A 25,057-nucleotide genomic window follows, 5' to 3' on the forward strand; every position below is an offset into this window, starting at 1 on the left:
CCGGTGAACTGACCAGCTCCGCAGCGGAACGACGCCGGCATTCTCAAGGCATGGCCGCGTTGACTTCGCTGAACGCCCATCTGAGCGAGCAGGCCGACCACCGGCACCCGCACCGGCATCACCGACGGCCGCGGCAACGCCACCTGCAACACTCTCGGCCTCCTCGAACCGTCACCGAACCCGCTACCCACCCCGCCCTGGCCGACCGCACCTGGACCTACAGCTACGACGCGGCCGACAACCCCACCCCCACCCTCCAGCCCGGCAACGTGCGGATCAACCGGCAGTTCGACCAGCTGGGCCGGCTCACCGTCAAGACCGGAACCGGCGCCGAGGCCGCCACCACGCCGCGCAGCTTCGGCTACGACCTGGCCGACCGGTGACGTGCAGCCGGTAGATCATGTGGAGCTTGCGGGGCGGCGGGGTCGGACCGGGGCGGGTGATCATCTGATCCTGAATCCACACGAGCCGGGCCGGGGCGGAGTCGCCGACGTCGAGGAGGAGTTCCTCGGCGAGTTCACGGCACAAGGCGTCAGCGAGGGGTTCGCCGGGACGCACGTTGCCCCCGGGCAGCGTGTAGTGAACGCTGCCCGGCTGGTCGCGGCGGATGAGGGCGACGGTCCGGCACCCGGGCGCTCGCCCCGGGGGCGGCACTGCGGACTCTAACCGCCCCATCCGCCGGGTCGCCACAGCCAACCACCGAGCCGGCGAGCGACGCAACGCCGGTTCAGTGGTGATCGCACGGGGAGTACCCGCTCACGCACCCTGGCAGCGATGCCAGGTGCGCGAGCCGACGCGAGGACGCGTCGTCGAGCCTTCCGCTTGCCGGATCCGGAGGCAGGAGGGCGTAACGGCTGCCGACGTCCAGGCAACCCCTACAAAGAGGGAAGATGATCCTCACCTATGAGGAATACCGTCGAAGCGCATATAGTTAGCAAAGGTAATGAGACATGCTAACGAACCCTCCCAAGAAGGAACCCGGCGCGAGCCTGCGCAGCGACGCCGGGCTGGCCTCCGCACTGCGCGTGTCCCTGGCCAGGCTGAACCGGCGGCTTCGCCGGCAGTCCGCGGTCGGGGCACTGACCCCCACCCAGCTCGCGGTCCTCGCGGCCGTCGAGCGGCATTCCGCTATAACCCCTGGCGAACTGGCCGAGCTGGAAAAGATGCAGCCCCCCTCGATGACCAGGGTCGTCGCGGTGCTGGACCAGCGAGGACTGATCACCAGAACCCCGCATCCGACCGACCGGCGGCAGGTGTCGCTTGGCGTGACCGAGCAGGGGTCCGCGTTGCTGAAGGAGGAGCGGCGCCGCAAGGAGGCGTGGCTGACCCAACGGCTGAAGGAGCTGACTCCGGAGGAGCGGTCGGTGCTGCGCGCGGCGGCGCCGATCCTGGAGAAGCTCAGCAGGATCTAGGCGCCCAGGAAGACGCGGACCCCGAGGAACGCGGCGCGGCGGGTGGCATGTTCCGCTCGCTGCGCAACCACAACTACCGGTTGTTCGCCTCGGGGGGCGTGGTCTCCAACACCGGCACCTGGATGCAGCGCACCGCCCAGGACTTCCTGGTCCTCCAGCTCACCGGCGGCAGCGCCTTCGCACTCGGCATCACCACGGCCCTGCAGTTCCTGCCGCAGTTCCTGTTCGGCATGTACGGCGGCGTGCTCGCCGACCGCTACCCCAAGCGGCGGCTGCTGGTGGCCGCGCAGTCGCTGATGGGCCTCTTCGCCCTCGTCATGGGCCTGCTGGCGCTCACCGGCGAGGCGCGGGTGTGGCACGTGTACGCGCTGGCGTTCCTGCTCGGCACGGTGTCCTGCATCGAGGTGCCGACCCGGCAGTCGTTCGTCGTCGAGATGGTCGGCCGGGGCGACCTCGCCAACGCGATCGCCCTCAACAGCTCCAGCTTCAACCTGGCCAGGGTGGTCGGCCCCGCGCTGGCCGGCATGCTGATCTACGCGCTCGGCGGCACCGGCCCGATCTTCGTCGTCAACGCGCTGAGCTTCGGAGCCGTGATCGCCAGTCTGGTGTTCATGCGCCGCTCGGAGCTGCGCACGCCCGAACCGGTGCCCAGGGCCAAGGGCCAGCTCCGCGAGGGCCTGCGGTACGTGCTCGGCGAACGGGCGCTGCTCATGCCGATCCTGCTGATCGCCTTCCAGTCGATGTTCACCCAGGGGTTCACCATCTCCATCCCGGTGATGGCCACGGAGGTCTTCGGCGCGGGGGCCTCGGCCTTCGGGATCGCCTCCAGCGCCTTCGCCGTCGGCGCGCTGGGGGGCGCGCTGCTCGCGGCCCGCAGGGCTCAGCCGACCCGCCGCCTGCTGATCGGCGGCGCCGTGGCGCTGGGCGTGGCCCAGATCGTCACCGCGTTCGCCCCCGGCTATCTCGTCTACCTCGTCCTGCTCGTGCCCGCCGGGATCGCCCTGATCACGGTGAACAACGCGGCCAACGCCATCGTGCAGCTCACCACCACGCCCGAGATGCGCGGCCGGGTGATGAGCATCTACATCCTGATGCTCACCTGCGGCGCGCCGCTCGGCGCCCCGCTGATCGGCTGGGTGTCGGAGCTCGGCGGACCCCGGGTCGGTGTCATGATTGCCGGAGTCATGAGCCTGGTCGGCACCGGCCTGGCCATCCTGGTGACCAACGCGGTCGTGCGCAGGAGGAACGCGGATGCGGTTGTTCGTGGCGTTGCTGCCGCCGCCGGAGTCGCTCGATGAGATCGACGCCGCGCTCGGCCCGCACCGGGACCGCTGGCCGGGACTGCGCTGGCTGCCGCGCGACAACTGGCATGTGACGCTCGCGTTCCTGGGGGAGGTGCCCGAGACGGTGCTGCCCGGCCTGTCGGTACGGCTGAGCCGGGCCGCCTCCCGCCGCGAGTCGATGACCTTCTCCCTCGCCGGCGTCGGCGCCTTCCCCTCGGTACGGCGCAGCCGGGTGTTCTGGTGCGGCCTCGCCGGCCCGAAGGACACCCTGGCCGGGCTGGCCCGCTCGTTGCAGGCGGGCGCGCGCCGGGCGGGCGCGGAGCAGACCGACGACAAGCCGCTGCGCCCGCACCTGAGCGTCGCCAGGTCCCGCGAGGAGGTGGACGTGCGCCCCCTCGCGGAGGAGCTGGCGTCCTTCGCCGGGACGCCGTGGCGGGCGGCGGAGGTCCACCTCGTGCGCAGCCACCTGGGGGCGCGGGTCCGTTATGAGACGATCGCCACGTGGCCCCTGGCCGGGACCGTCCGGCCGGGGGAATAGGCTCCACTCCGTGGACCGTCCCCGACGCTGGTTGCTCCCCGCCGTGCTCGCCCTGCTCGTGCTGCTCGTCGTGCTGGGAGCCCTGCTCACCTAGTGCCGATGAGCAGGGCTCGCCGTCGGCCTACCAGGCGTAGTCCTCCGGGGCCGTCCGGTGGCCGGGGAAGATCTCGTCCAGCCGGGCGAGGGTCTTTTCGTCGAGCGAGATCTCCAGGGCCCGGACCGGTCCGTCGAGCTGCTCCATCGTCCGCGGGCCGATGATCGGCGCGGTGACCGCGGGCTGGTGCAGCAGCCAGGCGAGGCTGACGTTGGCCGGGTCCTCGCCGATCTCGTCGCAGAGGGCTTCGAAGCGCTCGATCTTGTCGCGGTGCTTGTCCAGCTGCTTGAGCATGTGCTCCGAGGCGGACCGGCCCTTGTCGATCTTCCGCAGCACGCCGCCGAGCAGGCCGCTGGCCAGCGGGCTCCACGGGATCACGCCGATCCCGTAGTCCTCGCACGCGGGCAGCACTTCCAGCTCGACCGTCCGGGTGAGCAGGTTGTAGTGGCTCTGCTCAGAGACCAGACCAAGGAAGTTGCGCCGGTTCGCGCTCTCCTGGGCCTTGGCGATGTGCCAGCCTGCGAAGTTCGACGAACCCACGTAGAGGATCTTGCCCTGCCGGCGCAGGACCTCCATCGCCTCCCAGAACTCCTCGTACGGGGTGTCCCGGTCCACGTGGTGCGCCTGGTAGATGTCGATGTAGTCGGTCTGCAACCGCTGGAGGGAGGCGTCGCAGGCCCGCCGGATGTTGAGGGCGGACAGTTTCCCGTCGTTGGGCCAGTCGCTCATCGCGCCGTACAGCTTGGTCGCGATGACGGTCTTCTCCCGCCGCCCGCCGCCCGAGGCGAACCAGCGCCCGACGATCTGCTCGGTCAGGCCCTTGTTCTCCGCCCCGCCGTACACGTTGGCCGTGTCGAAGAAGTTGATGCCGAGTTCGTGGGCCCGGTCCATGATGGGGAAGGAGTTCTCCTCCGAGGTCACCGGACCGAAGTTCATGGTCCCCAGGCAGAGCCGGCTGACACTGAGACCACTGCGTCCGAGGTGCGCATAATCCATGTGGTCAACCCTAGGTACCTGGAGTGCGCTCCAGGCCAGTGCGAGTGGCTTACGCCCTTCCGGGGCGGCGGCAGGGCATGATGGCGGCATGGGGGCTGTCTTGAGGCGCGTGGTGGCGGTGCTGGTCGCGGCGCTGGCGGTGGTGCCGGCCGTGGGGCCCGGCGTGGCCAGGGCCGACGTGCGTGCGGACGGGGAGAAGCTGCTCTTCAGGTTCCGGGATCCCCGGATCACCGAGTCGAGCGGCCTCGCCGTGTCGCCGACACACCGGGGGATCGTCTACACGCACAACGACAGCTCGGCCGGGCCGGTCTTCTTCGCCGTCGGGACCGACGGCCGGACCAGGGCCGCCTTCACCCTGCGCGGCGCCGCCGCCCGCGACTGGGAGGCCATGGCCGCCACCGTCGATCCGGAGACCGGGCGCGGCGTGCTCTGGTTCGCCGACATCGGCGACAACCTCAACGGCGGCTGGCCCGACGTCTCCGTCTACCGGGTCGCCGAGCCGTCCACGCTGCGAGACGCCACGCTCCCCGCCACCCGCTACCGCTTCCGCTACGCCGACGGCGCCCGCAACGCCGAAGGCATCATGATCAACCCGCGCACCGGCCGGCTCTACGTGGTGAGCAAGGAGTTCGGCGGCTCGGTGTACGAGGCCCCGCGCCGCCTGCGCACCGACCGGACCAACACGCTGCGCCGCGTCGGCTCCGCGCCGATCATGGCCACCGACGCCGCGTACGCGCCGGACGGGTCGAGCTTCGTGATCCGCACCTACTTCTCCGCCACCGTCTACAGCGCCCCCGGCAAGACCCTCTCCCGGGTCTCGATGCCCGACCTGGACCAGGCCGAGTCCATCGCCTACACCCCTGACGGCACCGCCCTGCTGACCGGCTCGGAGGGGGCCAAGAGCCCCGTCTATCGCGTCCCGCTGCCGGCCGCCGCCCTGCCGAAGCAGGCCGCCCCCACGCCCACCCGGCCCGCTGCCGCCCCGGAGCCCGCGCGCACCCCGGTCGCGGGCGTCACCGCCGTCGAGCCGGACGACGACGGCGTCCCCACCGGCGTGGTCGTCGTCTGGCTCGCCATCGCCTTCGGCGCCACCGCCATCATCGCGGTGATCGCCCGGCTCGCGCGCTGAGGACCCGCACGCGGGGTGGCGGTCGCGCAGTTCTTGCTCCCGGCGACGGTGAGCCGGCAGCTCACATCCGGGGGGTGAACGGCTCGCCGCGGAGGGCGCGTTCGACGAGGTCGATGGAGGCGGCCAGGCGGACGAGGCGGGGGCCTTCCTGGCGGTATGCCTCAAGGACGGCCTCGATGGCGTGCGGGGGCAGGTGCTCCTTGAGGTCGACGGCCGCGCCGCGGTAGCCCGCACGGGCCGCCTCGACGGCCGAGCGGACGTGCTGGCCCGCCATCCTGGCCAGGGCGAGCGGGTGGCGGCGCAGCACGCCGTAGGCGCGGTAGTCCGGCGGGACGGCGTCGAGCAGCCACGCCACCGCGGAGCTCTCCCAGTCGGGGCTGCCCGGCGGGCGCACCGCGGAGGGCCAATCCGGTGGCACATACACGAGCCCGATTCTACCGAACGCCTGTTCGATGACCCTTGTTGAGGTCAGGAAACGGCATGAAATATGGGAAAAGTCTTCTCCATGGCGAGGGAGGGCACTAGCTTTTCGAAGGGCGCGGGTGATGGGCGGAGCAGAGTGAGCGAGCACATCGGGGTGATCGGGGCCGGCATCGTCGGCCTCGCGGTCGCGCGTGAGCTGTCCGCCGCCCGTGGCGCCCGGGTGACCGTCCTGGACAAGGAGGACCGGGTCGCGGCCCACCAGACGGGCCACAACAGCGGCGTCGTGCACGCCGGCATCTACTACCCGCCCGGCTCGCTCAAGGCCAGGCTCTGCCGTGACGGCGTGGCGCTGCTGAAGGAGTACTGCGCCGAGCACAGCCTGCCGTACACCGAGGCCGGCAAGCTCGTCATCGCGTCCACGGCGGCCGAGCGCGCGGCGCTGCGCGGCATCGCCGGGCGGGCCAGGGACAACGGCGTGCCCGGCATCGCCGAGCTCGACGCGCTGGGGCTGCGCGAGGTCGAGCCGCACGCGGTCGGGGTGGCCGCCGTGCACTCCCCGCACACCGCGATCGCCGACTTCCCCGCCGTCGCCCGCAGGCTCGCCGCCGACGTGACCGGCCTGGGCGGCGAGGTACGGCTCGCGCACCCGGTCACCCGGCTGCGGGAGACGGCGAGCAAGGTGGAGGTGCTGGCCGGGGGACGCCGGTTCGCCTTCGACCGCCTGGTGACGTGCGCCGGGCTGGGCACGGACGCGCTGGCCCGGATGGCGGGCTCGGAGGGCGAGGTGAGAATCGTCCCTTTCCGGGGCGAGTATCTCGGCCTCGTCGGCACGGCGCGGGACCTGGTACGCGGTCTGATCTACCCGGTGCCCGATCCCCGCTACCCCTTCCTCGGCGTGCACCTGACCCGCCGGATCGACGGTGAGGTGCTCGTGGGACCGAACGCGGTGATGGCCCTGGCCCTGGAGGGCTACACGTGGGGCCGGATCCGGGCCGGCGACCTGCGGCGGATCCTCACCTTCCCCGGCACGCTGCGGCTGGCCGCCCGGCACTGGCGGACCGGCGTGCGCGAGGTCTACGGCTCGCTCGTCAAGAAGGCGTTCCTCGACGCGGCCCGCCGCTACGTACCCGCCCTGACCGGCGCGGACCTGGCCCGGACGGCGGGCGGGGTGCGCGCCCAGGCGGTCCGCCGCGACGGCTCCCTGCTCGACGACTTCGCCATCGACACGCACGGCAGGGTCGTGCTGGTCCGCAACGCGCCGTCGCCCGCGGCCACGTCCAGCCTGGCGATCGCGCGGCACATCGCGCAGGTCGTCTCCCGCTCTTAACAGAATTCTCAGGTGACCAGGACAATATGGACACTGTGAGCGTATTGCCAGAAGCCCGACTACTGATCGTCGAGGATGAGCCCAACATCCTCGAACTGCTGGCGGCCAGCCTCCGGTTCGCCGGGTTCGAGGTGGCCACGGCCAAGGCCGGTGCGGACGCGGTGGCCGCGGTGCAGCGGCACCGGCCCGACCTGGTCGTGCTCGACGTCATGCTGCCGGACATGGACGGCTTCGAGGTGGTGCGCCGGTTGCGCGGCGGCGGCACGTACACGCCGGTGGTGTTCCTCACCGCCAGGGACGCCACCGAGGACAAGATTCGCGGGCTCACCCTGGGCGGAGACGACTACGTGACCAAGCCGTTCAGCCTAGAGGAGGTGGTGGCCCGGATCCGGGCGGTGCTCCGCCGTACCTCCGGCGACCCCTCCCTGCCGCCGCCGCGGCTGTCCTTCGCCGACATCGAGCTGGACGAGGAGAGCCACGAGGTCTGGCGGCGGGGCCGGCCGGTGGCGCTGTCGCCGACCGAGTTCAAGCTGCTGCACTACTTCATGAGCAACGCGGGGCGGGTACTGTCCAAGGCGCAGATCCTCGACCACGTGTGGAACTACGACTTCCGGGGAGACGCCGCGATCGTCGAGTCCTACGTCTCCGTGCTGCGCCGTAAGGTGGACAACATCGAACCGAGGCTCATCCACACCCTGCGCGGCGTCGGATACGTGCTGCGCGTGCCTCCCACCACCTGACCCCCGAGCCCGGCCCCGCGGATGCCCAACCGGACACCCCTTCGCATCAAGCTCATCGCCGTCACGCTGGCGCTGTGCGCGTTCGGGCTGGCCCTGATCGGGGTGGGCAGCGTGTCCGTGCTGCACGGCTACCTGATCGACCGGGTGGACGCGCAGAACGACATGATCACCGGAGACGTGATCCGGCGCAGCCAGCGCGGCCCGACGGCGCTGACCAACATCAGGCTGCCGCCGGACGCGATGCTCCAGTTGCGCGCCGACGACGGCGAGATCCTGCTCACCCTGAGCGGCATGGACGCCGAGGGCGAGCCGGGCCCGGACGTGCCGCGGCAGGGCAACCTGGAGCCGTTCACCGCCGCCGCGATCCGGGGCAGCGGGGAGTGGCGGGTCAGGGTGACCCCGATCGGCGGCACGGGCAGCTTCGTCGTCGCCACCGACCTCGCCGAGGTGCGCCAGATCACCTCCAGGCTCGCGCTCATCGACCTGCTCGGCGGCGGCGGGGTGATGCTCATCCTGGCCGGCATCGGCATCGTGATCGTACGGCGGAGCCTGCGGCCCCTCGGCGAGATCGAGCGTACGGCCGAGGCCATCGCGGGCGGCGAGCTGAGCCGCCGGGTGCCCGACGCCGACCCGCGGACCGAGGTCGGCCGCCTGGCCCGCGCCCTGAACGGCATGCTCGCCCAGATCGAGGCCGCCTTCCGGGCCCGCTCGGAGTCGGAGTCGGCGGCGCGCGGCTCAGAGGAGCGGATGAGACGCTTCGTCGCCGACGCCTCGCACGAACTGCGCACCCCGCTCACCTCGATCCGCGGTTACGCGGAGTTCTACCGGCAGAATCCCGACGGCGACCCGGCCGCGCTGCTGCGCAGGGTCGAGGACGAAGCCGCCAGGATGGGCCTGCTCGTGGACGACCTGCTCCTCCTGGCCCGCCTGGACCGCCAGCGCCCGGTCGCCAACGACCCCGTGGACCTGCTCGCCCTCGCCGCCGACGCGGTGCACGACACCCGCATCCTCGCCCCCGACCGCGAGGTCACCCTGAACGTCGACGGCGCCGCCCTCATCGTCGCCGGCGACGAGCTGCGCCTCCGCCAGGTGATCCGCAACCTGATGACCAACGCCCTCATCCACACCCCCGCCGGCACGCCCGTCGCGGTCCGGGTGGGCGCCACGGGCGACCAGGCATACCTGGAGGTCGCCGACGAGGGCCCCGGCCTCACCCCCGAGCAGGCCGAGCGGGTCTTCGAACGCTTCTACCGCGCCGACACCGCCCGCACCCGCGCCCTCAAGGACGACGGCGGCACCGGCCTCGGCCTCGCCATCGTCGCCGCGCTCGTCCGCGCCCACGGCGGCAGGGTCACCGCCCACTCCGCCCCCGGCAAGGGCGCCCGGTTCCGCGTGGTCCTGCCGTTGGAGAAGTGATCAGGGTGAAAGACTGCATGTCATGTCTTATCCCGAACCGCGGTATCTCGGTGACCAGGGCGAGCTCAGCGCCTCCATCCGTACGGCCGACGCACCCGCCGACCTGGTCTTCGCCTCCGGCACCAGAGTGCACTACCTCGCCACCGGGGCGGGGACCAACGGGCAGTACGGCATGTATCGGTATGAGATGGGGCCGGAGGCGGGTGGGCCTGGGCCGCACTTTCATCGGACGATGTCGGAGTCGTTCTACGTCCTGACCGGGACGATCAAGATCTACGACGGTTCTCGGTGGGTCGACACCGGGCCCGGTGACTTCGTGCATGTGCCCGAGGGGGGTGTGCACGGGTTCCGGAACGAGTCCGGTGAGGCGGCCACCATGTTGTTGCACTTCTCTCCCGGTGGGCCGCGGGAGGGGTACTTCGAGGGGCTGGCCGAGTTCGCGATGTCGGGGATGCCGTCTGACGAGGAGCTTGCCGCTTTCTATCTTCTGCACGACAACCACTGGGTGTGACTCGTCTCCCTGGGCGCCCTTCGGGTCCCTGTGCGCCGTTCGGGGGCGCCGGGCATCGCCGTTCCGCGTCTCGCCGTCGCGGCGCCTTGGGGGGAGAGGGAGCGTGCTTGGCGCCGGGGGCACCGCCCCCGTTACGCCGGCATTGTCATCGCCTCCGTGAACGCCCCCGATGCGTCGGCATTGTCATCGCCCCTGAGAACGCCTCTGAGAACGCCTTCGTGAACCGTGAACTGTGGGTGTTGGGCCCTGTCCAAGGCCGTCGGCTCACTCGTCGGAGAACTTCGCGGTCGGCTGTGGGGAGCGCGTACCTTCGCGGTCGGCTGTGGGGAGCACGTGCCTTTGCGGTCGGCTGTGGGGACCCCACCGGCCGGCATATTCGGTGTGGCCGATGCCGGTGGCGGCATCCGTGGACGCGACCACGAGCGCTTCGCCGGGGGGTGTGTGAGGGCTGGGCGCCCCGGGGGTGCGAGGCATGGCTGTGCGCCGGGCCCCGGTCGCTGTGGCGCCTGGGAGCGGAGGACTTGGGGGGTTACGGGGTGGGGGGGAGGGTGGCGGCTATGCCGGTGAGGATGCGGGTCAGGCCGCGGGTGAAGCGGGTGTCGAAGTCGTGGTCGGCGCCTTCACGGAGGATGCGGGTGAAGTAGGGGTATTCGCCGTTGGCGGTGAGGGTTTCCAGGTGGGGTGCGAGGCTGCGTTGCCAGCCCTGCTCGTCGAGGCCGGTGCCGCGGCGGATGTCCCGCTCGGTCAGCTCCTCCTGGACGAAGCCGTTGACCCAGCTGCTGACCAGTGAATAGGTCTCCAGCATGTCCTCCAGGCTGAGACCGAGACCGTCCAGGACGGCCATGCTGTGCTCCAGCATGCGCAGCACGTTGGGCCCCATGGCGGGGCGGCCGGCGGCCATGCCGGCCAGCCACGGGTGGGCGAGCTGGGTGGCGCGCTGCCGTTCGGCCACCGCGCGCAGGTCGGCCTGCCAGTCGCCGGTGGGCTCGGGGAGGCCGATCTCGCCGACGATGTGGTCCAGCATCATCTGGCACAGGGCCTGCTTGTTCTCCACATACCGGTAGAGGCTCATGGCGCCGGTGCCGAGCGCCGCCGCGACCTTGCGCATGGAGACCGCGTCGATGCCGTGCTCGTCGGCGATGGCGATGGCAGCCTCGGCGATCTGGGCGCGGCTGTAGCTGGGAGGCCGCCCGCGCCCCGACTCGGGAGCCGGCATCCACACCTGGGCCATCCATACCCTCCCCGTTCTCGCGTACATCGTACCCGAAAGTCCTTGCGTACGCCGTACCCGAAGGGTTACCGTACATCGCGTACACCGTACTCGAAGGAGGCGTGATGGAGATCGTCACAGCGGAAGGGCTCCGCAGACGGTTCGGCAGGACACAGGCGCTGGACGGGCTCGACCTGGCCGTGCCGGCGGGCACGGTCTTCGGCCTGCTCGGGCCGAACGGGGCGGGCAAGACCACCGCCGTCCGGGCGCTGGCCACGTTGACCGCCCTGGACGGAGGGCGGGCCACGGTCGCCGGGTTCGACGTGGCCCGCCGGCCGGCCGAGGTACGCCGCCGAATCCGGCTGACCGGCCAGCACGCGGCGCTGGACGAGACGCTGACCGGCAGGGAGAACCTCTACCTCTTCGGCAGGCTCTTCCACCTCGGCCGCGCCGACGCTCGGCGCAGGGCGACCGAACTGCTGGAACGCTTCGACCTCGCCGCGGCGGCGGACCGGCCGGTGCGCACCTACTCGGGCGGTATGCGCCGCAGGCTGGACCTCATCTCCAGCCTGATCGTCCCGCCCGCCGTACTGTTCCTGGACGAACCCACCACCGGGCTCGACCCGCGCAGCCGCAACGAGATCTGGGACACGATCAGGGAACTCGTCACCCAGGGCGCCACCGTGCTGCTGACCACGCAGTACCTGGAGGAGGCCGACCGGCTCGCCCAGCACATCGCGGTGGTGGACCACGGCCGGGTGATCGCGTCGGGCTCGCCCGGCGAGCTCAAGGCGGCCCTCGGCGGCCGGATCGACGTCGTCGTCCGCACGGCCACGGACCTCGGCACCGCCGGCGGCGCGCTGAACGCCATGACCGGCGCCACGCCGGAGATCGACCGCGACCGGTTACGGCTCAGCGTGCCGTTCAGCGCGCAGTCGACGACGTTGCCGGGGGTGGTGCGCGGGCTGGAGACGGCCGGGGTCGAACCGGTGGATGTGGCCGTGCGGCTGCCCAGCCTGGACGAGGTGTTCCTGACCCTGACCGGCGAGCCCGGCCGGACGCCGGAGGCGGTCCGATGACGACGATCAGGCACGGCCTCGGGGACGGGGCGATGATCGTGCACCGGAACCTGCTGCAACTGCGGCACAGCCCCGGGGCGATCGCCGGTGCCGTGATGTTCCCGCTGGCCTTCGTGGTGCTCTTCGGCTACGTCTTCGGCAGCGCCATCCCGGTGGGCCAGGGGGCGAACTATCGCGAATACCTGATGCCCGGCCTGTTCGTGATGGGCATCGTGATGGGCGTCACCGCTTCCATGATCGAGGTCGCCGGGGACACCGGCCTCGGGGTGATGGACCGGCTGCGCTCGATGCCGATCGCCCGGTCGGCCGTGCCGTTCGGCCAGACGGGATCGGACCTCATCGTCGCCACCGCCACCCTGGTGCTGATGGCGGCGACCGGCCTGTTGGTCGGCTGGCGGGCGCACAACGGCATCGCCGCCACCGCCGCCGCCTTCGGGCTGCTGCTTCTGCTGCAGTACGCCATGTCCTGGATCGCCATCTACCTGGGCACACTGGTCAAGAACAAGGAGACGGCGGCCAAACTGGGCCCGCTCACCATGCCGCTCACCATGATCTCCAACGTCTTCGTGCCCATCGACGGTATGCCCGCCGTGCTGCGATTCCTCGCCGAGTGGAACCCGGTGAGCGCCGCGGTCACCGCCTGCCGCGAACTGTTCGGCAACCCCGGCGTCCCCACCGGTGACGCGACCTGGCCACTCGCCCACCCCGTCCTCGCCACCCTCGCCTGGTGCGCCTTCATCCTCGCCGTCTTCGTGCCGCTGTCGATACGCCGGTTCGCCCGGCCGTACTGACGGGCGGGCCGGCGGAGTACCGGGCTCCCCAGCGGATCTTCCGATCCGGTCGCCGGGCCCCGTGATTCCCTGCCAGGCCCACGGCGTCAGCCCATGCCGGGGAACGTGGCGTCGGGGAAGGTGTCGGCGCCCGGGCGGGTGACCACGACCTGGTCGCCCTCCTTGAGGCCGGTGACGATCTGGACGTAGAGGTCGCCGTGTACGCCGGTGGTGACCCGGCGTTCGGTGTCGGAGCCGTTGACGCGGACGGTGACGGTGGAGCCCTTCGGGCCGGTGTGCACGGCGCGGGACGGGACGTAGACGGCGTCGTCCGCCTTGTCCACCGTCACCTGGATGATCGCGCTCTGGCCGACCATGAGACCGGCCGGCGGCTTGTCGAAGGCGATCATCACGCCGTACTGGACGAGGTTGCCGTTGACCGTGGCGGTGGGCGCGATCTGGGTGACCTCGCCGGTGTAGTTCCGGCCGGGGCGGGTGGACAGGCCCACCGTGGCGGGCTGGCCGATCTTGAGGTGGCCGACGTCGGTCTGCGAGAACATCGCCTGGACCTGGAGTTCGTCCAGGTTGCCGAGGGTGATGAAGGTGCCGGTGCCGGGGTCGGTGCCGACGCCGCCGGCGACCGACAGGATGGTGCCGGCCACCGGAGCCTCGATGGACACGCCCTTCAGCGCGGTGTCGGCCTGGTCGAGCTGCCGCTTGGCCGTCGCCAGGTCGGCCTGCGCCTGCGCCACCGTCACCACCCGGTTCCCGCCGCCGCCCGCGCCGCCGAACCCGCCACCACCGCCACCGCCGCCCGTGCCGCCGCCGGGGCGGGCGCCGGTGCCGCCGCCCTGGCCGTTCGCCCCTTGGCCCTGGGCCGGGGGTTGCGCGGGCTGGGTCGCCCCGCCGCAGGTCGGTGTGGGGGCCGGCTTCGTGGGGGCCGTGGTGGCGGGCGGCTGGGGCGCGGGGGAGAGCGGGTAGGTGGGGTCCGGTTCGGGGGACGAGGTCGGACGGGGGTCCGGCCTGGCCGGGCCGGTCGGCTTTTCAGCCGGTTTCTCGGTGGGCTCGGCGGTGGCGGTCGCCGTGGGGACGGGGTCGGCCGTGGGCTTGTCGTGGCCGGGGTGATGCCGGTGCCGGTCCACGGCGCTCTGCGTGGCGTCCCGGCCGCCCTGGGCGGGGTGGTACACGGCCGGCTGGATCAGCGCGGGCTGTACGGCTGCCGCCGGGGCCACGTTCGCCGCCGGGGCCACGTTCAGCTCGCCGGAGGTGGGAGGCGTGCTGGGAGAAGGGGTCGGCTTCCCCGGGTGCGCGGGAGGCGTGGCGGGCTTGCCCGGCGAGGAGGGCGTGCCAGGCTTGGAAGGAGCGCCCGGTCCGGTCGGAGTGCCGGGCTTGGTCGGGGTGCCAGGGGTGCCAGGTTTGGCGGGCGAGGTGACACAGGGCTGGGACGGCTTGCCGGTACCCGCGCCCGCCGGAGCGCCGGAGCCACCGGCCTGCCCGCCACCCGCGGCCCGCTGACCAGCCCCGCCCGCACCCGCTCCGGCCCCGCCGGCACCCGCACCAGCGCCGCCGATACCGGCCGCACCCGCGCCCGCGCCAGCGCCGCCGGAACCGGTGCCGCCGCCTGAGGTGCCGGCCGGTGCCTGGGAGGTACCGGCGGCCTCAGCGTCCTCGGCCTGGTCGGCGGTCTCCTGGGCCGCGTCGACGGCCGCCTTCGCCGCCGTGTAGTCCTCCTGGGCCTGCGTGTCGTCGATCGTGGCGAGCAGGTCGCCCGCGTCCACCTTGTCGCCCGGCCGTACGTAGACCTTCCGTACCGCGCCGGACGCGCCGAAGGCGAGTTGCCGGGTGCGGGCGTTCACGGTGGAGCCGGCCGCCGAGACCGCGTTGACGACGGTGCCGCGCTTGGCGGCGGCCAGATCGGCCTGGATCGCGGCCGTCGAGCCCGAGTCCCCCAGGGACAGCACGGTGACGCCCGCGGCGGCCAGGACGGCCAGCGCCAGGCCGCCCGCTCGAAGGACACTCGCTCTCATGGGTGTCATCCTGGTGCCGCGATGTCAGGTCATGCCGTGCCTGAGCTGAGAGTTTCCTGTGTGACGGACGGGGCGGGCGACTCCTGACAGCAAACGCTCAGGCGAAGCTGAGCTGAGGTCAAGCGCGGCGGTCCAAGGTGGTCGCTTGTGAAGCTGTCGTTGCGGCGCAGAGCGCTGATCGTGAACGGTGCCCTCGCGGTGCTTCTGGTGGCCGGGGTCGGAGCCGCCTACGCCTCCCTCAACGGGGAACCCGAGCCCGGCGTGACACCCCTGACCGCCACGGTGACGAAGGGTACGGTGACGTCGTCCGTCTCCGCGTCCGGCTCGATCGCCAGCGCGAACACCAGGTCGCTGAACTTCACCGGCAGCGGAACCGTCGAGTCGATCAAGGTCGAGGTCGGGGACAGGGTGAAGAAGGGTCAGGTGCTGGCCAGGCTGGACGACACCGAGGCCAGGGAGAACCTCGACGCGGCCAAGGCGAGCCTGGACGCCGCGGACGACGCCGACACCTCCACCGCCTCCGGCTACTCGCAGTACATCAACGCGCGCAACGCCTACCGGCAGGCCGGCCGGGCACTCGACGGCACGGTACTCAAGGCGCCGTTCGCGGGCACGGTCACCGGGGTCAACGGCACCGCCGGCGGCCCGGCGAGCGGTTCGGGCGGCGGAACCGGCGGCTCCGGCGGCGGGTCGGCGGGCACCGCAGGCTCCGGCGGGGCGGGCGCGGGCGGCGCGGCCAAGAGCACCGGCACGGCATCGGGCGGCTCCGGCTTCGTCGAACTGGCCGACACCAGGAAACTGCAGATCGTCGGCATGTTCACCGAGGCGGACGTCACCAGGCTGAAGGTCGGGCAACCGGCCACCATCACGTTCGACGCGCTCACCGGCGTGTCCGCGCAGGGCGAGGTCTCCCAGATCGACCCGACGGCCCAGACGGACAACAACGTCGTGCGCTACGCGGTCACCATCACCCTCAAGGACAGCCCGCCCGGGGTCCGGCTGGGCCAGACGGCGAGCGTCCAGGTCGTGGCGGACCAGGCCGAGGACGTGCTCACCGTGCCGACCTCGGCGGTCAGGTCGGCCGGCGGGCAGAACACGGTCATCCTGGTCAGGAACGGTCAGCAGGTCCCCACCCGGGTCGAGATCGGCGTCAAGGGGGACACCACCACCGAGATCAGGTCCGGCCTGGACCAGGGCGACCATGTCGTACGGCAGGCCAACCCGGCCACCACCGGCGGCCAGCAGGGCGGCTTCCCCGGCCTCGGCGGCGCCCGCGGCGGCGGCGGGTTCGGCGGCGGTGGCGGCGGCGGGGCACGCCTGGGCGGCGGTGGCGGCCGATGAACGCGGAGATCCCCGTCCTGGACGTGCGCCAGGTGACGAAGGTGTACGGGCAGGGGGACGCGACCGTGCACGCGCTGCGCGGCGTCTCGCTCACCGTGGAACGCGGCGACTACGTGGCCATCATGGGCGCCTCCGGCTCCGGCAAGTCCACCCTCATGAACATCCTCGGCTGCCTGGACATCCCGTCCACCGGCCGGTACCACATCGACGGCACCGACGTGGGCAGGCTGGACGAGCGGCAACTCGCCATCCTGCGCAACCAGAAGATCGGCTTCGTCTTCCAGGCGTTCAACCTGATCCCGCGGATGAGCGCGCTCGCCAACGTCGAGCTGCCGCTGGCGTACGGCGGGGTGAAGGCCGGGGAGCGGCGGCGGCGGGCGCTCGCGGCGCTGGACCTGGTGGGCCTGGCCGAGCGCACCAGGCACGACCCGAACGAGCTGTCCGGCGGCCAGCAGCAGCGGGTCGCGATCGCCAGGGCGCTGGCCACGGCGCCGTCCCTGCTGCTGGCCGACGAGCCGACCGGCAACCTGGACACCGCCTCCACCCTGGACGTGCTCGGCATCCTGGACCGGCTGAGCCTGTCCGGGCGCACGATCGTGCTGATCACCCACGAGGACGACGTGGCCGCGCACGCCAAACGGGTGATCCGGCTGGTGGACGGCCAGATCATCGAGGACCGCAGACAGGCCGCGGTGGACGGGCCGCCGCCCCGGCACGCGGAGGTGACCGCGTGAACGCCTGGGAGGTGCTGCGCTTCGCCGTGCGCGGGCTGACCGCGAACAAGATGCGCAGCGTGCTCACCACGCTGGGCATCCTCATCGGCGTGGCGGCGGTGATCCTGCTGGTCGCGGTCGGCGAGGGCACCTCGCGGGCGATCACGCAGAACATCCAGCAACTGGGCGCCAACACGCTGACGATCTCCCCCTCCACCAGCGGTGGCGGCGGAGGCGGCGGCGGGTTCGCCCGGGCGCTCGGCTTCGGCGGCGGCGGGGGCGCGGGCGGGCAGGGCTCCGGCCCGCGCACCCAGGCCAAGGACCTCACCGTGGACGACGCCAGGGCGCTCGCCGACCGGAACAACGCGCCCTCGGTGCGCAGCGTCTCGCCGGTGGTCACCGCGCCGTCCCAGCCCGCCGTCTACGAGGGTGCCAGCCACACGATCCAGCAGCTCGTCGGCACCTACCCGGCCTACTTCGAGACCTCGAACAAGCCGGTCGTCAAGGGCGGCTACTTCACCGCGGACGACGTGCTGGCCGCCCGCAAGATCGTGGTGATCGGGCAGACCGTGGCCGAGGACCTCTTCGGCGCCGTGGACCCGCTGGACAAGCAGATCACCATCGGCGGGGTGCCGTTCACCGTGGTCGGGGTGCTGAAGGAGGCCGGCTCCTCCGGCGGCTTCCAGGACGCCGACGACCTCGCGATCGCGCCGCTGCCCGCCGTGCAGCAGAGCCTGACCGGGTTCGGCCCGCTGGGTCAGGTGATCGTGCAGGCCACCTCCGCCGACACAGTCGACGCCGCCCAGGACGAGGTCACCTCGATCCTCAACCAGCGGCACGGCATCACCGGCACCCAGGCGGCCGACTACCGCATCCTCAACCAGGCGACCCTCCAGGAGACGGTGGCCACCGCGACCGGCACGTTCACCGTGCTGCTCGCCGCGGTCGCCGGGATCAGCCTGCTGGTCGGCGGGATCGGCATCACCAACATCATGCTGGTGACCGTCACCGAGCGGACCAGGGAGATCGGCATCCGCAAGGCCATCGGCGCGCCCAGGAACGCGATCCTCGGCCAGTTTCTCGCGGAGGCGACCATGCTCAGCCTGATCGGTGGTTTGCTGGGAGTGGCGCTGGGCGTCCTCGGCAGCCAGTTCTCGGTCGCGGGCGTCCAACCGGTGGTCGTCCCCACGTCGGTGATGCTCGCCCTCGGCGTGTCGGTCGCCATCGGCCTGTTCTTCGGCGGTTATCCCGCCAGCCGTGCCGCCAAGCTGCGGCCCATCGAAGCACTGCGGCACGAGTAAGGGTGAGACGATGAGCGAGGAACGGCGCAAGCCGTACAACTCTGACACGATGACCGCCGAGCAGCTGCTCAGCAGTTCCCCGTTCGAGGGCGACCTCGACGCGGAGCTCGCGGCGCGGCCCGGGCGGCGGCCCGCCTCGAAGCTCACGCTGGGGCTGGCGGCGTGCGTGCTGCTGGTGGCCGGGGTGCTGATCGGCATCCAGGCGCAGAAGGCCGTGGGCGGGTCGTCCGGCGGCGACCGGCAGGCGTTGATCCAGGCGTTCGCCAACGGCCAGGGCCAGCGCGGCGGGGGCTTCGGCCAGGGCGGCCAGGGCGGCGGGGGCTTCGGTCAGGGCGGGGCCGGCCGGGCGGGCGGGGCCACGGTGGGCACCGTCAAGCTGGTGGACGGCAAGAAGATCTACGTCCAGGCGACGGACGGCAGCACGGTCACCGTCACCACCGACGACGACACCGACATCCGGGTGGCGAAGAAGGGCAGGATCGGCGACCTGAAGCCGGGCAGCACCGTGGTGGTGCAGGGCAGCAGGGGCGCGGACGGCACGGTCGCCGCCACGGCGGTGAACGAAGGAGGCGGGATGACCCCGCGCGGAGGTGGCGGACGATGACCGTGCCCGAGGCCCGCCTGCTCGTAGTGGACGACGAGCCGAACATCCGCGAGCTGCTGTCGGCCAGCCTGCGCTTCTCCGGCTTCGAGGTGCTGGCCGCCTGCGACGGCAGGGAGGCGGTGCAGCTCGCCGAGCGGATGCGGCCGGACCTCGTGGTGCTCGACGTGATGCTGCCCGACCTGGACGGCTTCGCGGTGGCCGAACGGCTGCGCTCGACCGGGCGGCGGGTCCCGGTGCTGTTCCTGACCGCCCGCGACGGCACCGACGACAAGGTGCAGGGCCTCGGCCTCGGCGACGACTACGTGACCAAGCCGTTCAGCCTGGAGGAGGTGCTCGCCCGGATCCGGGCCGTGCTCCGCCGTACCCGGGGCGACATGGAGCTGCCCTCCCGGCTCCAGGTCGCCGACCTGGTCCTGGACGAGGACGCCCACCACGTGACCCGGGCCGGCAAGTCGGTACGGCTGTCGCCGACGGAGTTCAAGCTGCTGCAGTACTTCATGATCAACGCCGGGCGGGTGCTGTCCAAGGCGCAGATCCTGGACCACGTGTGGAACTACGACTTCGGCGGCGACGCCGGCGTGGTCGAGTCCTACGTGTCCTACCTCCGACGCAAGATCGACAAGGACGAGCCGCGGCTCATCCACACCCTCAGGGGCGTGGGCTACGTGCTGCGGGCGCCCCGCCAGTAAGTCCCGTGCGCACGAACCCGATCTCGGCGCTCCGGCGGCGGGTGGCCCGCACGCCGCTGTGGCTGCGGCTGGTCGCCGGGACGCTGCTCCTGGTGACCCTGGCCATCACGCTCATCGGCCTGTTCGCCGTCCAACTGCTGCGCGGTTACCTCGTCAGCCGTACCGACCAGCAACTGCACGCCGCCGCCCTGCCGCTGCGTCCGGGAAACCTCGTGGAACCGCCGGTGGAGGCCAGGCCCGACCCGCGCCCCCAGAAGTACTACGGCCTGTTCTACGTCGTCGTCCTCGACTCCCAGGGCACCCTCATCAGGACGGTCGCCGAGCCCACCGACGGCACCCGCCCCGAGCTGCCCCAGCTCACCACGGCCAAGGTGGCCCGGCTGGCGCACCGGCCGTTCACCGTGGACTCGGCCGGGCACACCGGCGTGCTGTGGCGGGTGATCGCCGTGCCCACCCGTGGCGGACAGAGCAGGGTCGTGGGCGTCAACCTGGGCGACATCGAGCGCACCGTCTCCCGCCTCGGCGTCATCGTGGCCTCCGCCGGCGGCGGCGTCCTGGTCACCTTCGGCCTGGCCTGCCACTGGCTCGTCCGGCGTAGCCTGCGCCCGCTCGGCGAGATCGAGCGCACCGCCCGCGCCATCGCCGGGGGCGACCTGTCCCGCCGGGTGCCGGCCAGGCATCCGCGCACCGAGATGGGCCGCCTGGGACGTGCCATCAACGGGATGCTCGTCCAGATCGAGAAGGCGTTCAAGGACCGGTCGGAGTCGGAGGCCGCGGCCCAGCGGTCCGCCGAGGCGGCGCGGGCCTCCGCCGAGGCCGCCCGCACCTCCGAGGAGCGCATGCGCCGGTTCGTCGCGGACGCCTCGCACGAGCTGCGCACGCCCCTCACCTCTATCCGCGGCTTCGCCGAGCTCTACCGCCAGGAGGGCGCCCGCGACCTCGACGAGGCGGCCAGGCTGCTGCGCCGCATCGAGGGCGAGGCCGAGCGGATGGGCGTCCTGGTGGACGACCTGCTGCTGCTGGCCAGGCTGGACCAGCAGCGCCCGCTGGCCCGCGGCAGGGTGGACCTGCTCAGCCTGACCGCCGGCGCCGTGCTCGACGCGCAGACCCTGGCCCCGGACCGGGTGATCGACCTGGTCCGGCTGGACGACGCCGAGGTGCCGGTGCCGGTGGCCGGCGACGAGGCCCGGCTCAGGCAGGTGGTCGGCAACCTGATCGGCAACGCCCTGCGGCACACCCCGCCGGGGTCCCCGATCGTGGTGGGCGTGGGGCTCGCCGGGGCGGAGGCGGTGGTGGAGGTCACGGACAGGGGACCCGGCCTGTCGGCCGACGACTCCGCGCGCGTCTTCGAGCGTTTCTACCGGGCCGACCCCTCGCGCAGCCGTACCGACGGGGGTGGCAGCGGTCTCGGCCTGTCCATCGCGGCGGCGCTGGTGCACGCGCACGGCGGGACGATCGGGGTGGACAGCCGGCCGGGCGAGGGGGCCACGTTCCGGGTCAGGCTGCCCGGCGTTCTACCAGGTGACGTTGAGGTTGGTGGCATGTGTCCCTGAGGTTGACGAGCTGAAATAGGGACGAATCCCCCTCCGTCACCCCCAAGGAAGTGCCTGTGGACGCGTTGGCCCGATCGCTCACCCGATCGTTCTTCGGCGTGACCGCGCTGGCACTCGTGCTCCTCGTCTCCAGCTGCGGTGGAGACGACGGCACGGCCGCCGCCGCCCCCGCCCAACCGGGCGCCGGCGGGGACTCGAGGGCTGCTTTCGCCCAGTGCCTTCGGGAACACGGGGTGACGTTGCCCACCGCCCGGCCGAGCGGAGCCCCAAGTGCCCGGCCGGGCGGTGGACCCTCCGGCGGGCCGGGAGGCGGGTTCGGCGCGGGGCGGTCGTTGTCGCCGGAGATGGGCCGGGCGATGCAGGCGTGCGCCTCCCTCCGGCCGAGTGGCGGTCCCGGGCGGATGGGCGGGCGGCGGATGGACGACTCGGCGTTCCAGGCGTTCCGCACCTGCATGCAGGACAACGGGGCCAAGCTGCCCGAGGGCCGGGGGGCGGCCCGGCCGGACGAGAGCGACCCGGCGGTGGCCAAGGCGCTGAAGAAGTGCCGCCCGCTGCTGCCTACCCCGGCGCCCGCGCCGTCGTCCTGACGGCAGGCGGCCCATACCGGGCGGGGACCGCTCAGCCGGCGGCGAGCAGGCGGCGCAGCAGGCCGGAGGCGGTGATCGCGCCCAGGTAGGCCGAGCCGTCGTACACCGCGACCAGCGGCGTGTGCGACCGTGCCATCAGGGCGGCGATCTCCATCGCCGTCGCGCCGGGATGCACCACGGCGGGCACCGGCCCCTCGTCGGGCAGCACGTCGCGCACCTTCTGGTCGGCCAGCCTGGCGCACATCAGGTCGGCGTGCCGCTCGTCCACCACCCGGGCGAGCGTGGGGTCGGCCTGGATGTACCGCGGCACGGAGAAGCGCAGCAACTGCGACCCGGGCAGCACCGCGTACGGCCGGCCGTCGGCGGTCATCACGATCACGCCCACCAGCCGCTCTTCGGCCATCAGCCGGGCGGCGTCCATCGCGTTGTCGTCGATCCCGACGGTCGGGTAGGGCTCCACCAGGTCAGCAGCGCGCACGTCGAGCAACGTAACACGGCGATCCGAACCTGGCTCTTCGCCGGGCCGTGGTCAAACATGAGCCCTGTTCGGGAAAGCCGGGGTGGCTTTCGGCGTGCGGACGACAAAGAATGCGCCATCGTCCGGGCCGCGAAACCGCTGTGAGCGGGACACATGCTTCGCTCCGGGTAGAAAGCGTTATGCCGCTCAAGTTGGAATGAACGGTGATCCGTCAACGGGCCAGGAATGGAAGGTACGCCACGAAATGATTCGTCACTCTGTGGCCATCAACGCACGGCGGCTTACGCTGGCCACGGCCGCGATCCTGATTTCGGAAATCGCCCTGCTGCCGCTCGCGGGCGCCTACGCGACGGTCGCGCCCCAGTCGGCCGCCGGTTGGTGGACCGAACCGCCACCCTCCTTCGTCCGCGACAGTCCCTCGATCGCGCGCAGCAACCGCGGCTACCGCAACCAGAACTTCACAGCGGTCAACAGCGCCACGATCCAGCGTGGCCGGCAGAACTCCGCCGTCTCGATCGGCCAGAACACCAGGGTCCAGAGCGGCTCCTGCAAGCACAAGCGGTTCTGCAAGATCATTCAGAAGACGTGGGACTAGCGCCGGGGCACTGGTCCGCGTAAGGCGATCCCCGGTCCGGAAGGGCTGGGGATTTCGCTTGCCTCCGGCGGGTTCCGGTAAAGCGATTAATCCCAATTTTTGGCGCTATGTCGCGAGATCAGCGGGTTTAATCGCTCTCTCTGGTAATGATGGGGTAATAACCTGCGACGCGGCCACCTGGAACGCGATATGGGTGCTGATCGTGCGTATTCTCAATTGACTCGTATCGATCGAGAGGGCCGCCTGCGGACTCTTCTGCCAGCAGAGGGTAAAAAAGAGTGATTCATCGAAATGACGGTACAGCGGGGAAGATCGCCGCCTGCCTTCTAGTGTTCTCTTCCGCTTCCACCGCGTTCCTCGGAGGCGTCACGGCGCCCCCGGCGTACGCGTCCACCGAGAGGGTCCAGCCCGACGACGATCCGAGACCGGACGGGGGCCCGAAGAAGGGCACCCTGAACAGCAAGTCCGTGTCCATCGGAAGCCCCACCAACCAGACCGGCTTCCAGCACACGTCCTCCAGCAGCCCGGGCGGCGCCACCGGCATCCAGAACGCCCTGTGCCGGGGGTCCAAGGTGTGCAACATCAACCAGAAGGTCATCTTCATCACCCCGGACACCGCCCAGCAGGCCACCCAGAACGCCACCGCCTACGACGTCAACACCGAGGACGTCACCGTGCCCGAGGTCGCGGGCGACTCCTCCTCCGCGCCCGAGGAAGGCTCCTACGGACCGCAGGACGGCTCCTACCAGCCGGCCGAGGGCGAGACCTACTGGGCGCCGGAGGAGAAGTCCGACGAGGAGTCGTCCGGGTTCAAGGCGACTCAACTGTGGCAGCTTGACGAGGCCGGCGAGTGGACGATGACCAGGGACGTCTCGCCGCTGAAGCCCGACGACCTGAAGGCGGTCTTCGGCGCGCCCGGCTTCCCGGGCGCCCGCGACGACGAGGGCGACTTCATCCCCCTGCTGGGCGCACTCCGCTAGACCGCGCCCGCTCCTGAGGGACCCCTGCTCCGGCGGGGGTTTTCTCGTCTCCTCCTGCCGGCGTCACTGCCCGACGCCCCACCCCCTCGTCGGTCAGGTCGGCCGGCTCCAAGCCCTTCCTGGCCCTGCCGTCGGGCGCGGGGGGCGACGCCTGGCCGTCGGCAGGAGCGGCGTCACTGCGGTTTCTTGGCGGGGTCCCGGTTCAGGTCGGCCAGCGGGTCGGCGACCTTCGGGGCGGAGGGGCCGAGCTGGCGCGGACCGTGCTCCGGCTCGGAGGCGTCCGCCACGGCCTCCTTGGCGGCCTCGGCGGCGCGGGCCACCTCGGCGGCGGCGGTCTCGGAGACCTCCCTGACCGCCGCGGGGTCGTCCCTGGTCGCCTCGGACATGGGCAGGGACTGGGTGAACGCCCGGGTGACGCCCTGGAGCGCGGAGGTGACCTCGCTGGGGATGACCCAGAAGGTGTTGTTCTCGCCGTTCGCGAGCTGCGGGAGCATCTGGAGGTACTGGTAGGCGAGGAGCTTGGGGTCGGGGTCGTTCCGGTGGACCGCCTGGAAGACCTGGTCGATGGCCTGCGACTGGCCTTCGGCGCGCAGGATCGCGGCGGTGCGCTCGCCCTCGGCGCGCAGGATGTTGCTCTGCTTCTCGCCCTCGGCGGTGAGGATCTGCGACTGCCGGTTGCCCTCGGCGTTGAGGATCGCGGCGCGCTTGTCCCGCTCGGCGCGCATCTGCTTCTCCATCGCGTCCTTGATGGTCTTCGGCGGGTCGATGGCCTTGACCTCGACCCGGTTGACCCGGATGCCCCACTTGCCGGTGGCGTCGTCGAGCACGCCGCGCAACTGGCTGTTGATGGTGTCGCGGGAGGTGAGCGTCTTCTCCAGGTCCATCGAGCCGATGACGTTACGCATCGTGGTGACCGTGAGCTGCTCGATCGCCTGGATGTAGTTGCTGATCTCGTAGGCGGCGGCGCGCGGGTCGGTGACCTGGAAGTAGAGCACGGTGTCGATCTCGACGACGAGGTTGTCCTCGGTGATCACCGGCTGCGGGCGGAAGGACACCACCTGTTCGCGCAGGTCGATCATCGGGTAGACGCGGTCGACGACGGGGATCACGAAGTTGAGGCCGGGCTGCAGGGTGCGGTGGTAGCGGCCGAGGCGCTCGATGTTCCTGGCCCGTGCCTGGGGCACGATGCGCACGGCGCGCAGGACCATGATCACCGCGAAGAGCACGACCAGCGCTCCGAGTATGACCAGTGCGTCCATGA

The 25,057-nt window shown here is 71.7% G+C and carries 27 protein-coding genes; 20 read left to right on the forward strand and 7 right to left on the reverse strand.

What is annotated here, in order from left to right; all coding sequences use genetic code 11:
• Window positions 1–50 precede the first annotated feature (50 nt).
• On the forward strand, window positions 51–383 hold the full coding sequence (locus tag QSK26_RS34575; RefSeq protein WP_285779539.1) for a hypothetical protein: 333 nt from the start codon (window positions 51–53) through the stop codon (window positions 381–383).
• Here QSK26_RS34575 and QSK26_RS34580 read toward each other — a convergent pair.
• Window positions 313–675, reverse strand: a complete 363-nt coding sequence (locus tag QSK26_RS34580) for an NUDIX hydrolase (RefSeq protein ID WP_285779540.1) — start codon at window positions 673–675, stop codon at window positions 313–315. The two genes, QSK26_RS34575 and QSK26_RS34580, sit on opposite strands and share 71 nt — an antisense overlap.
• Window positions 676–950: 275 nt before the next feature.
• Here QSK26_RS34580 and QSK26_RS34585 point away from each other — a divergent pair, with 275 nt between their 5' ends.
• Genes QSK26_RS34585 through thpR form a run of 3 tightly spaced genes read left to right on the forward strand, consistent with a single transcriptional unit; the run spans window position 951 to window position 3,233 of the window.
• A complete protein-coding gene (locus QSK26_RS34585; protein WP_285779541.1) occupies window positions 951–1,412 on the forward strand; it encodes a MarR family winged helix-turn-helix transcriptional regulator in 462 nt (153 codons plus the stop codon).
• 47 nt (window positions 1,413–1,459) lie between these two features.
• Window positions 1,460–2,710 (forward strand): MFS transporter, encoded by a 1,251-nt coding sequence (locus QSK26_RS34590; RefSeq protein ID WP_285779542.1) that lies wholly within the window; start codon window positions 1,460–1,462, stop codon window positions 2,708–2,710.
• Window positions 2,664–3,233 (forward strand): RNA 2',3'-cyclic phosphodiesterase, encoded by a 570-nt coding sequence (thpR, locus tag QSK26_RS34595; protein ID WP_285779543.1) that lies wholly within the window; start codon window positions 2,664–2,666, stop codon window positions 3,231–3,233. Before QSK26_RS34590 ends, thpR begins: the two co-directional genes overlap by 47 nt.
• A 121-nt stretch (window positions 3,234–3,354) precedes the next feature.
• Here thpR and QSK26_RS34600 read toward each other — a convergent pair whose 3' ends face one another.
• Window positions 3,355–4,323 carry an aldo/keto reductase gene (locus tag QSK26_RS34600; protein WP_285779544.1) on the reverse strand — a complete coding sequence of 323 codons (969 nt, stop codon included), beginning with the start codon at window positions 4,321–4,323 and terminating at the stop codon, window positions 3,355–3,357.
• A gap of 88 nt (window positions 4,324–4,411) precedes the next feature.
• Here QSK26_RS34600 and QSK26_RS34605 point away from each other — a divergent pair, with 88 nt between their 5' ends.
• Complete coding sequence (locus tag QSK26_RS34605) at window positions 4,412–5,452, forward strand: hypothetical protein (protein WP_285779545.1); 1,041 nt, start codon at window positions 4,412–4,414, stop codon at window positions 5,450–5,452.
• Between the two features lie 61 nt (window positions 5,453–5,513).
• Here QSK26_RS34605 and QSK26_RS34610 read toward each other — a convergent pair whose 3' ends face one another.
• On the reverse strand, window positions 5,514–5,876 hold the full coding sequence (locus QSK26_RS34610; protein ID WP_285779546.1) for a hypothetical protein: 363 nt from the start codon (window positions 5,874–5,876) through the stop codon (window positions 5,514–5,516).
• 81 nt (window positions 5,877–5,957) lie between these two features.
• Between QSK26_RS34610 and lhgD the strand changes: the two genes are divergently transcribed.
• The 4 genes from lhgD to QSK26_RS34630 are packed head-to-tail and all read left to right on the forward strand — an operon-like array spanning window position 5,958 to window position 9,869.
• A complete protein-coding gene (lhgD, locus tag QSK26_RS34615) occupies window positions 5,958–7,202 on the forward strand; it encodes an L-2-hydroxyglutarate dehydrogenase (RefSeq protein ID WP_285779547.1) in 1,245 nt (414 codons plus the stop codon).
• A gap of 44 nt (window positions 7,203–7,246) precedes the next feature.
• Window positions 7,247–7,942 (forward strand): response regulator transcription factor, encoded by a 696-nt coding sequence (locus QSK26_RS34620; RefSeq protein ID WP_502888782.1) that lies wholly within the window; start codon window positions 7,247–7,249, stop codon window positions 7,940–7,942.
• A 21-nt stretch (window positions 7,943–7,963) separates the two neighbouring features.
• On the forward strand, window positions 7,964–9,358 hold the full coding sequence (locus QSK26_RS34625; RefSeq protein ID WP_285779549.1) for a sensor histidine kinase: 1,395 nt from the start codon (window positions 7,964–7,966) through the stop codon (window positions 9,356–9,358).
• Between the two features lie 22 nt (window positions 9,359–9,380).
• The gene (locus QSK26_RS34630; protein WP_285779550.1) at window positions 9,381–9,869 is read left to right on the forward strand and encodes a cupin domain-containing protein; all 489 of its coding nucleotides are present in this window, start codon (window positions 9,381–9,383) and stop codon (window positions 9,867–9,869) included.
• A gap of 529 nt (window positions 9,870–10,398) precedes the next feature.
• Here the strand turns inward: QSK26_RS34630 and QSK26_RS34635 are convergent.
• On the reverse strand, window positions 10,399–11,100 hold the full coding sequence (locus tag QSK26_RS34635) for a TetR/AcrR family transcriptional regulator (RefSeq protein ID WP_285779551.1): 702 nt from the start codon (window positions 11,098–11,100) through the stop codon (window positions 10,399–10,401).
• Between the two features lie 104 nt (window positions 11,101–11,204).
• Between QSK26_RS34635 and QSK26_RS34640 the strand changes: the two genes are divergently transcribed.
• The gene (locus QSK26_RS34640) at window positions 11,205–12,158 is read left to right on the forward strand and encodes an ATP-binding cassette domain-containing protein (protein ID WP_285779552.1); all 954 of its coding nucleotides are present in this window, start codon (window positions 11,205–11,207) and stop codon (window positions 12,156–12,158) included.
• Window positions 12,155–12,949, forward strand: a complete 795-nt coding sequence (locus QSK26_RS34645; protein WP_285779553.1) for an ABC transporter permease — start codon at window positions 12,155–12,157, stop codon at window positions 12,947–12,949. Before QSK26_RS34640 ends, QSK26_RS34645 begins: the two co-directional genes overlap by 4 nt.
• Before the next feature lie 86 nt (window positions 12,950–13,035).
• Here QSK26_RS34645 and QSK26_RS34650 read toward each other — a convergent pair whose 3' ends face one another.
• Window positions 13,036–14,955 (reverse strand): efflux RND transporter periplasmic adaptor subunit, encoded by a 1,920-nt coding sequence (locus tag QSK26_RS34650; RefSeq protein ID WP_285779554.1) that lies wholly within the window; start codon window positions 14,953–14,955, stop codon window positions 13,036–13,038.
• 147 nt (window positions 14,956–15,102) lie between these two features.
• Here QSK26_RS34650 and QSK26_RS34655 point away from each other — a divergent pair, with 147 nt between their 5' ends.
• From QSK26_RS34655 to QSK26_RS34685, 7 genes are read left to right on the forward strand one after another with little or no spacing between them, the layout of a single operon-like run.
• Window positions 15,103–16,296, forward strand: a complete 1,194-nt coding sequence (locus QSK26_RS34655; RefSeq protein WP_285779555.1) for an efflux RND transporter periplasmic adaptor subunit — start codon at window positions 15,103–15,105, stop codon at window positions 16,294–16,296.
• Complete coding sequence (locus QSK26_RS34660; RefSeq protein ID WP_285779556.1) at window positions 16,293–17,030, forward strand: ABC transporter ATP-binding protein; 738 nt, start codon at window positions 16,293–16,295, stop codon at window positions 17,028–17,030. The genes QSK26_RS34655 and QSK26_RS34660 overlap by 4 nt, the downstream gene beginning before the upstream one ends.
• A complete protein-coding gene (locus QSK26_RS34665; protein ID WP_285779557.1) occupies window positions 17,027–18,310 on the forward strand; it encodes an ABC transporter permease in 1,284 nt (427 codons plus the stop codon). Before QSK26_RS34660 ends, QSK26_RS34665 begins: the two co-directional genes overlap by 4 nt.
• A gap of 10 nt (window positions 18,311–18,320) precedes the next feature.
• Complete coding sequence (locus tag QSK26_RS34670; RefSeq protein ID WP_285779558.1) at window positions 18,321–18,914, forward strand: hypothetical protein; 594 nt, start codon at window positions 18,321–18,323, stop codon at window positions 18,912–18,914.
• Complete coding sequence (locus QSK26_RS34675; protein ID WP_285779559.1) at window positions 18,911–19,603, forward strand: response regulator transcription factor; 693 nt, start codon at window positions 18,911–18,913, stop codon at window positions 19,601–19,603. The genes QSK26_RS34670 and QSK26_RS34675 overlap by 4 nt, the downstream gene beginning before the upstream one ends.
• A 5-nt stretch (window positions 19,604–19,608) precedes the next feature.
• On the forward strand, window positions 19,609–21,156 hold the full coding sequence (locus QSK26_RS34680) for a sensor histidine kinase (RefSeq protein ID WP_285779560.1): 1,548 nt from the start codon (window positions 19,609–19,611) through the stop codon (window positions 21,154–21,156).
• 56 nt (window positions 21,157–21,212) lie between these two features.
• Window positions 21,213–21,743 (forward strand): hypothetical protein, encoded by a 531-nt coding sequence (locus tag QSK26_RS34685; RefSeq protein ID WP_285779561.1) that lies wholly within the window; start codon window positions 21,213–21,215, stop codon window positions 21,741–21,743.
• 31 nt (window positions 21,744–21,774) lie between these two features.
• On the opposite strand, the gene QSK26_RS34690 is transcribed toward QSK26_RS34685, so the two are convergent.
• Window positions 21,775–22,221, reverse strand: a complete 447-nt coding sequence (locus QSK26_RS34690; protein ID WP_285779562.1) for a CBS domain-containing protein — start codon at window positions 22,219–22,221, stop codon at window positions 21,775–21,777.
• 259 nt (window positions 22,222–22,480) lie between these two features.
• Between QSK26_RS34690 and QSK26_RS34695 the strand changes: the two genes are divergently transcribed.
• On the forward strand, window positions 22,481–22,816 hold the full coding sequence (locus tag QSK26_RS34695; RefSeq protein ID WP_285779563.1) for a hypothetical protein: 336 nt from the start codon (window positions 22,481–22,483) through the stop codon (window positions 22,814–22,816).
• 467 nt (window positions 22,817–23,283) lie between these two features.
• On the forward strand, window positions 23,284–23,796 hold the full coding sequence (locus QSK26_RS34700) for a hypothetical protein (RefSeq protein WP_285779564.1): 513 nt from the start codon (window positions 23,284–23,286) through the stop codon (window positions 23,794–23,796).
• 173 nt (window positions 23,797–23,969) lie between these two features.
• Here QSK26_RS34700 and QSK26_RS34705 read toward each other — a convergent pair whose 3' ends face one another.
• Window positions 23,970–25,055 (reverse strand): SPFH domain-containing protein, encoded by a 1,086-nt coding sequence (locus QSK26_RS34705; RefSeq protein ID WP_285779565.1) that lies wholly within the window; start codon window positions 25,053–25,055, stop codon window positions 23,970–23,972.
• Window positions 25,056–25,057: the final 2 nt, after the last annotated feature.

It is taken from the genome of Microtetraspora sp. NBRC 13810 (assembly GCF_030268685.1).
Taxonomy (GTDB): Bacteria; Actinomycetota; Actinomycetes; order Streptosporangiales; family Streptosporangiaceae; genus BSRQ01.

Bases quoted from the DNA above. Each gene is read 5' to 3' on its own strand.
- QSK26_RS34575 (WP_285779539.1), top strand. From the start codon at position 51: ATGGCCGCGTTGACTTCGCTGAACGCCCATCTGAGCGAGCAGGCCGAC.
- QSK26_RS34580 (WP_285779540.1), bottom strand. From the start codon at position 675: ATGGGGCGGTTAGAGTCCGCAGTGCCGCCCCCGGGGCGAGCGCCCGGG.
- QSK26_RS34585 (WP_285779541.1), top strand. From the start codon at position 951: ATGCTAACGAACCCTCCCAAGAAGGAACCCGGCGCGAGCCTGCGCAGC.
- QSK26_RS34590 (WP_285779542.1), top strand. From the start codon at position 1,460: ATGTTCCGCTCGCTGCGCAACCACAACTACCGGTTGTTCGCCTCGGGG.
- thpR (WP_285779543.1), top strand. From the start codon at position 2,664: ATGCGGTTGTTCGTGGCGTTGCTGCCGCCGCCGGAGTCGCTCGATGAG.
- QSK26_RS34600 (WP_285779544.1), bottom strand. From the start codon at position 4,323: ATGGATTATGCGCACCTCGGACGCAGTGGTCTCAGTGTCAGCCGGCTC.
- QSK26_RS34605 (WP_285779545.1), top strand. From the start codon at position 4,412: ATGGGGGCTGTCTTGAGGCGCGTGGTGGCGGTGCTGGTCGCGGCGCTG.
- lhgD (WP_285779547.1), top strand. From the start codon at position 5,958: ATGGCGAGGGAGGGCACTAGCTTTTCGAAGGGCGCGGGTGATGGGCGG.
- QSK26_RS34625 (WP_285779549.1), top strand. From the start codon at position 7,964: ATGCCCAACCGGACACCCCTTCGCATCAAGCTCATCGCCGTCACGCTG.
- QSK26_RS34630 (WP_285779550.1), top strand. From the start codon at position 9,381: ATGTCTTATCCCGAACCGCGGTATCTCGGTGACCAGGGCGAGCTCAGC.
- QSK26_RS34635 (WP_285779551.1), bottom strand. From the start codon at position 11,100: ATGGCCCAGGTGTGGATGCCGGCTCCCGAGTCGGGGCGCGGGCGGCCT.
- QSK26_RS34640 (WP_285779552.1), top strand. From the start codon at position 11,205: ATGGAGATCGTCACAGCGGAAGGGCTCCGCAGACGGTTCGGCAGGACA.
- QSK26_RS34645 (WP_285779553.1), top strand. From the start codon at position 12,155: ATGACGACGATCAGGCACGGCCTCGGGGACGGGGCGATGATCGTGCAC.
- QSK26_RS34650 (WP_285779554.1), bottom strand. From the start codon at position 14,955: ATGAGAGCGAGTGTCCTTCGAGCGGGCGGCCTGGCGCTGGCCGTCCTG.
- QSK26_RS34660 (WP_285779556.1), top strand. From the start codon at position 16,293: ATGAACGCGGAGATCCCCGTCCTGGACGTGCGCCAGGTGACGAAGGTG.
- QSK26_RS34670 (WP_285779558.1), top strand. From the start codon at position 18,321: ATGAGCGAGGAACGGCGCAAGCCGTACAACTCTGACACGATGACCGCC.
- QSK26_RS34675 (WP_285779559.1), top strand. From the start codon at position 18,911: ATGACCGTGCCCGAGGCCCGCCTGCTCGTAGTGGACGACGAGCCGAAC.
- QSK26_RS34705 (WP_285779565.1), bottom strand. From the start codon at position 25,055: ATGGACGCACTGGTCATACTCGGAGCGCTGGTCGTGCTCTTCGCGGTG.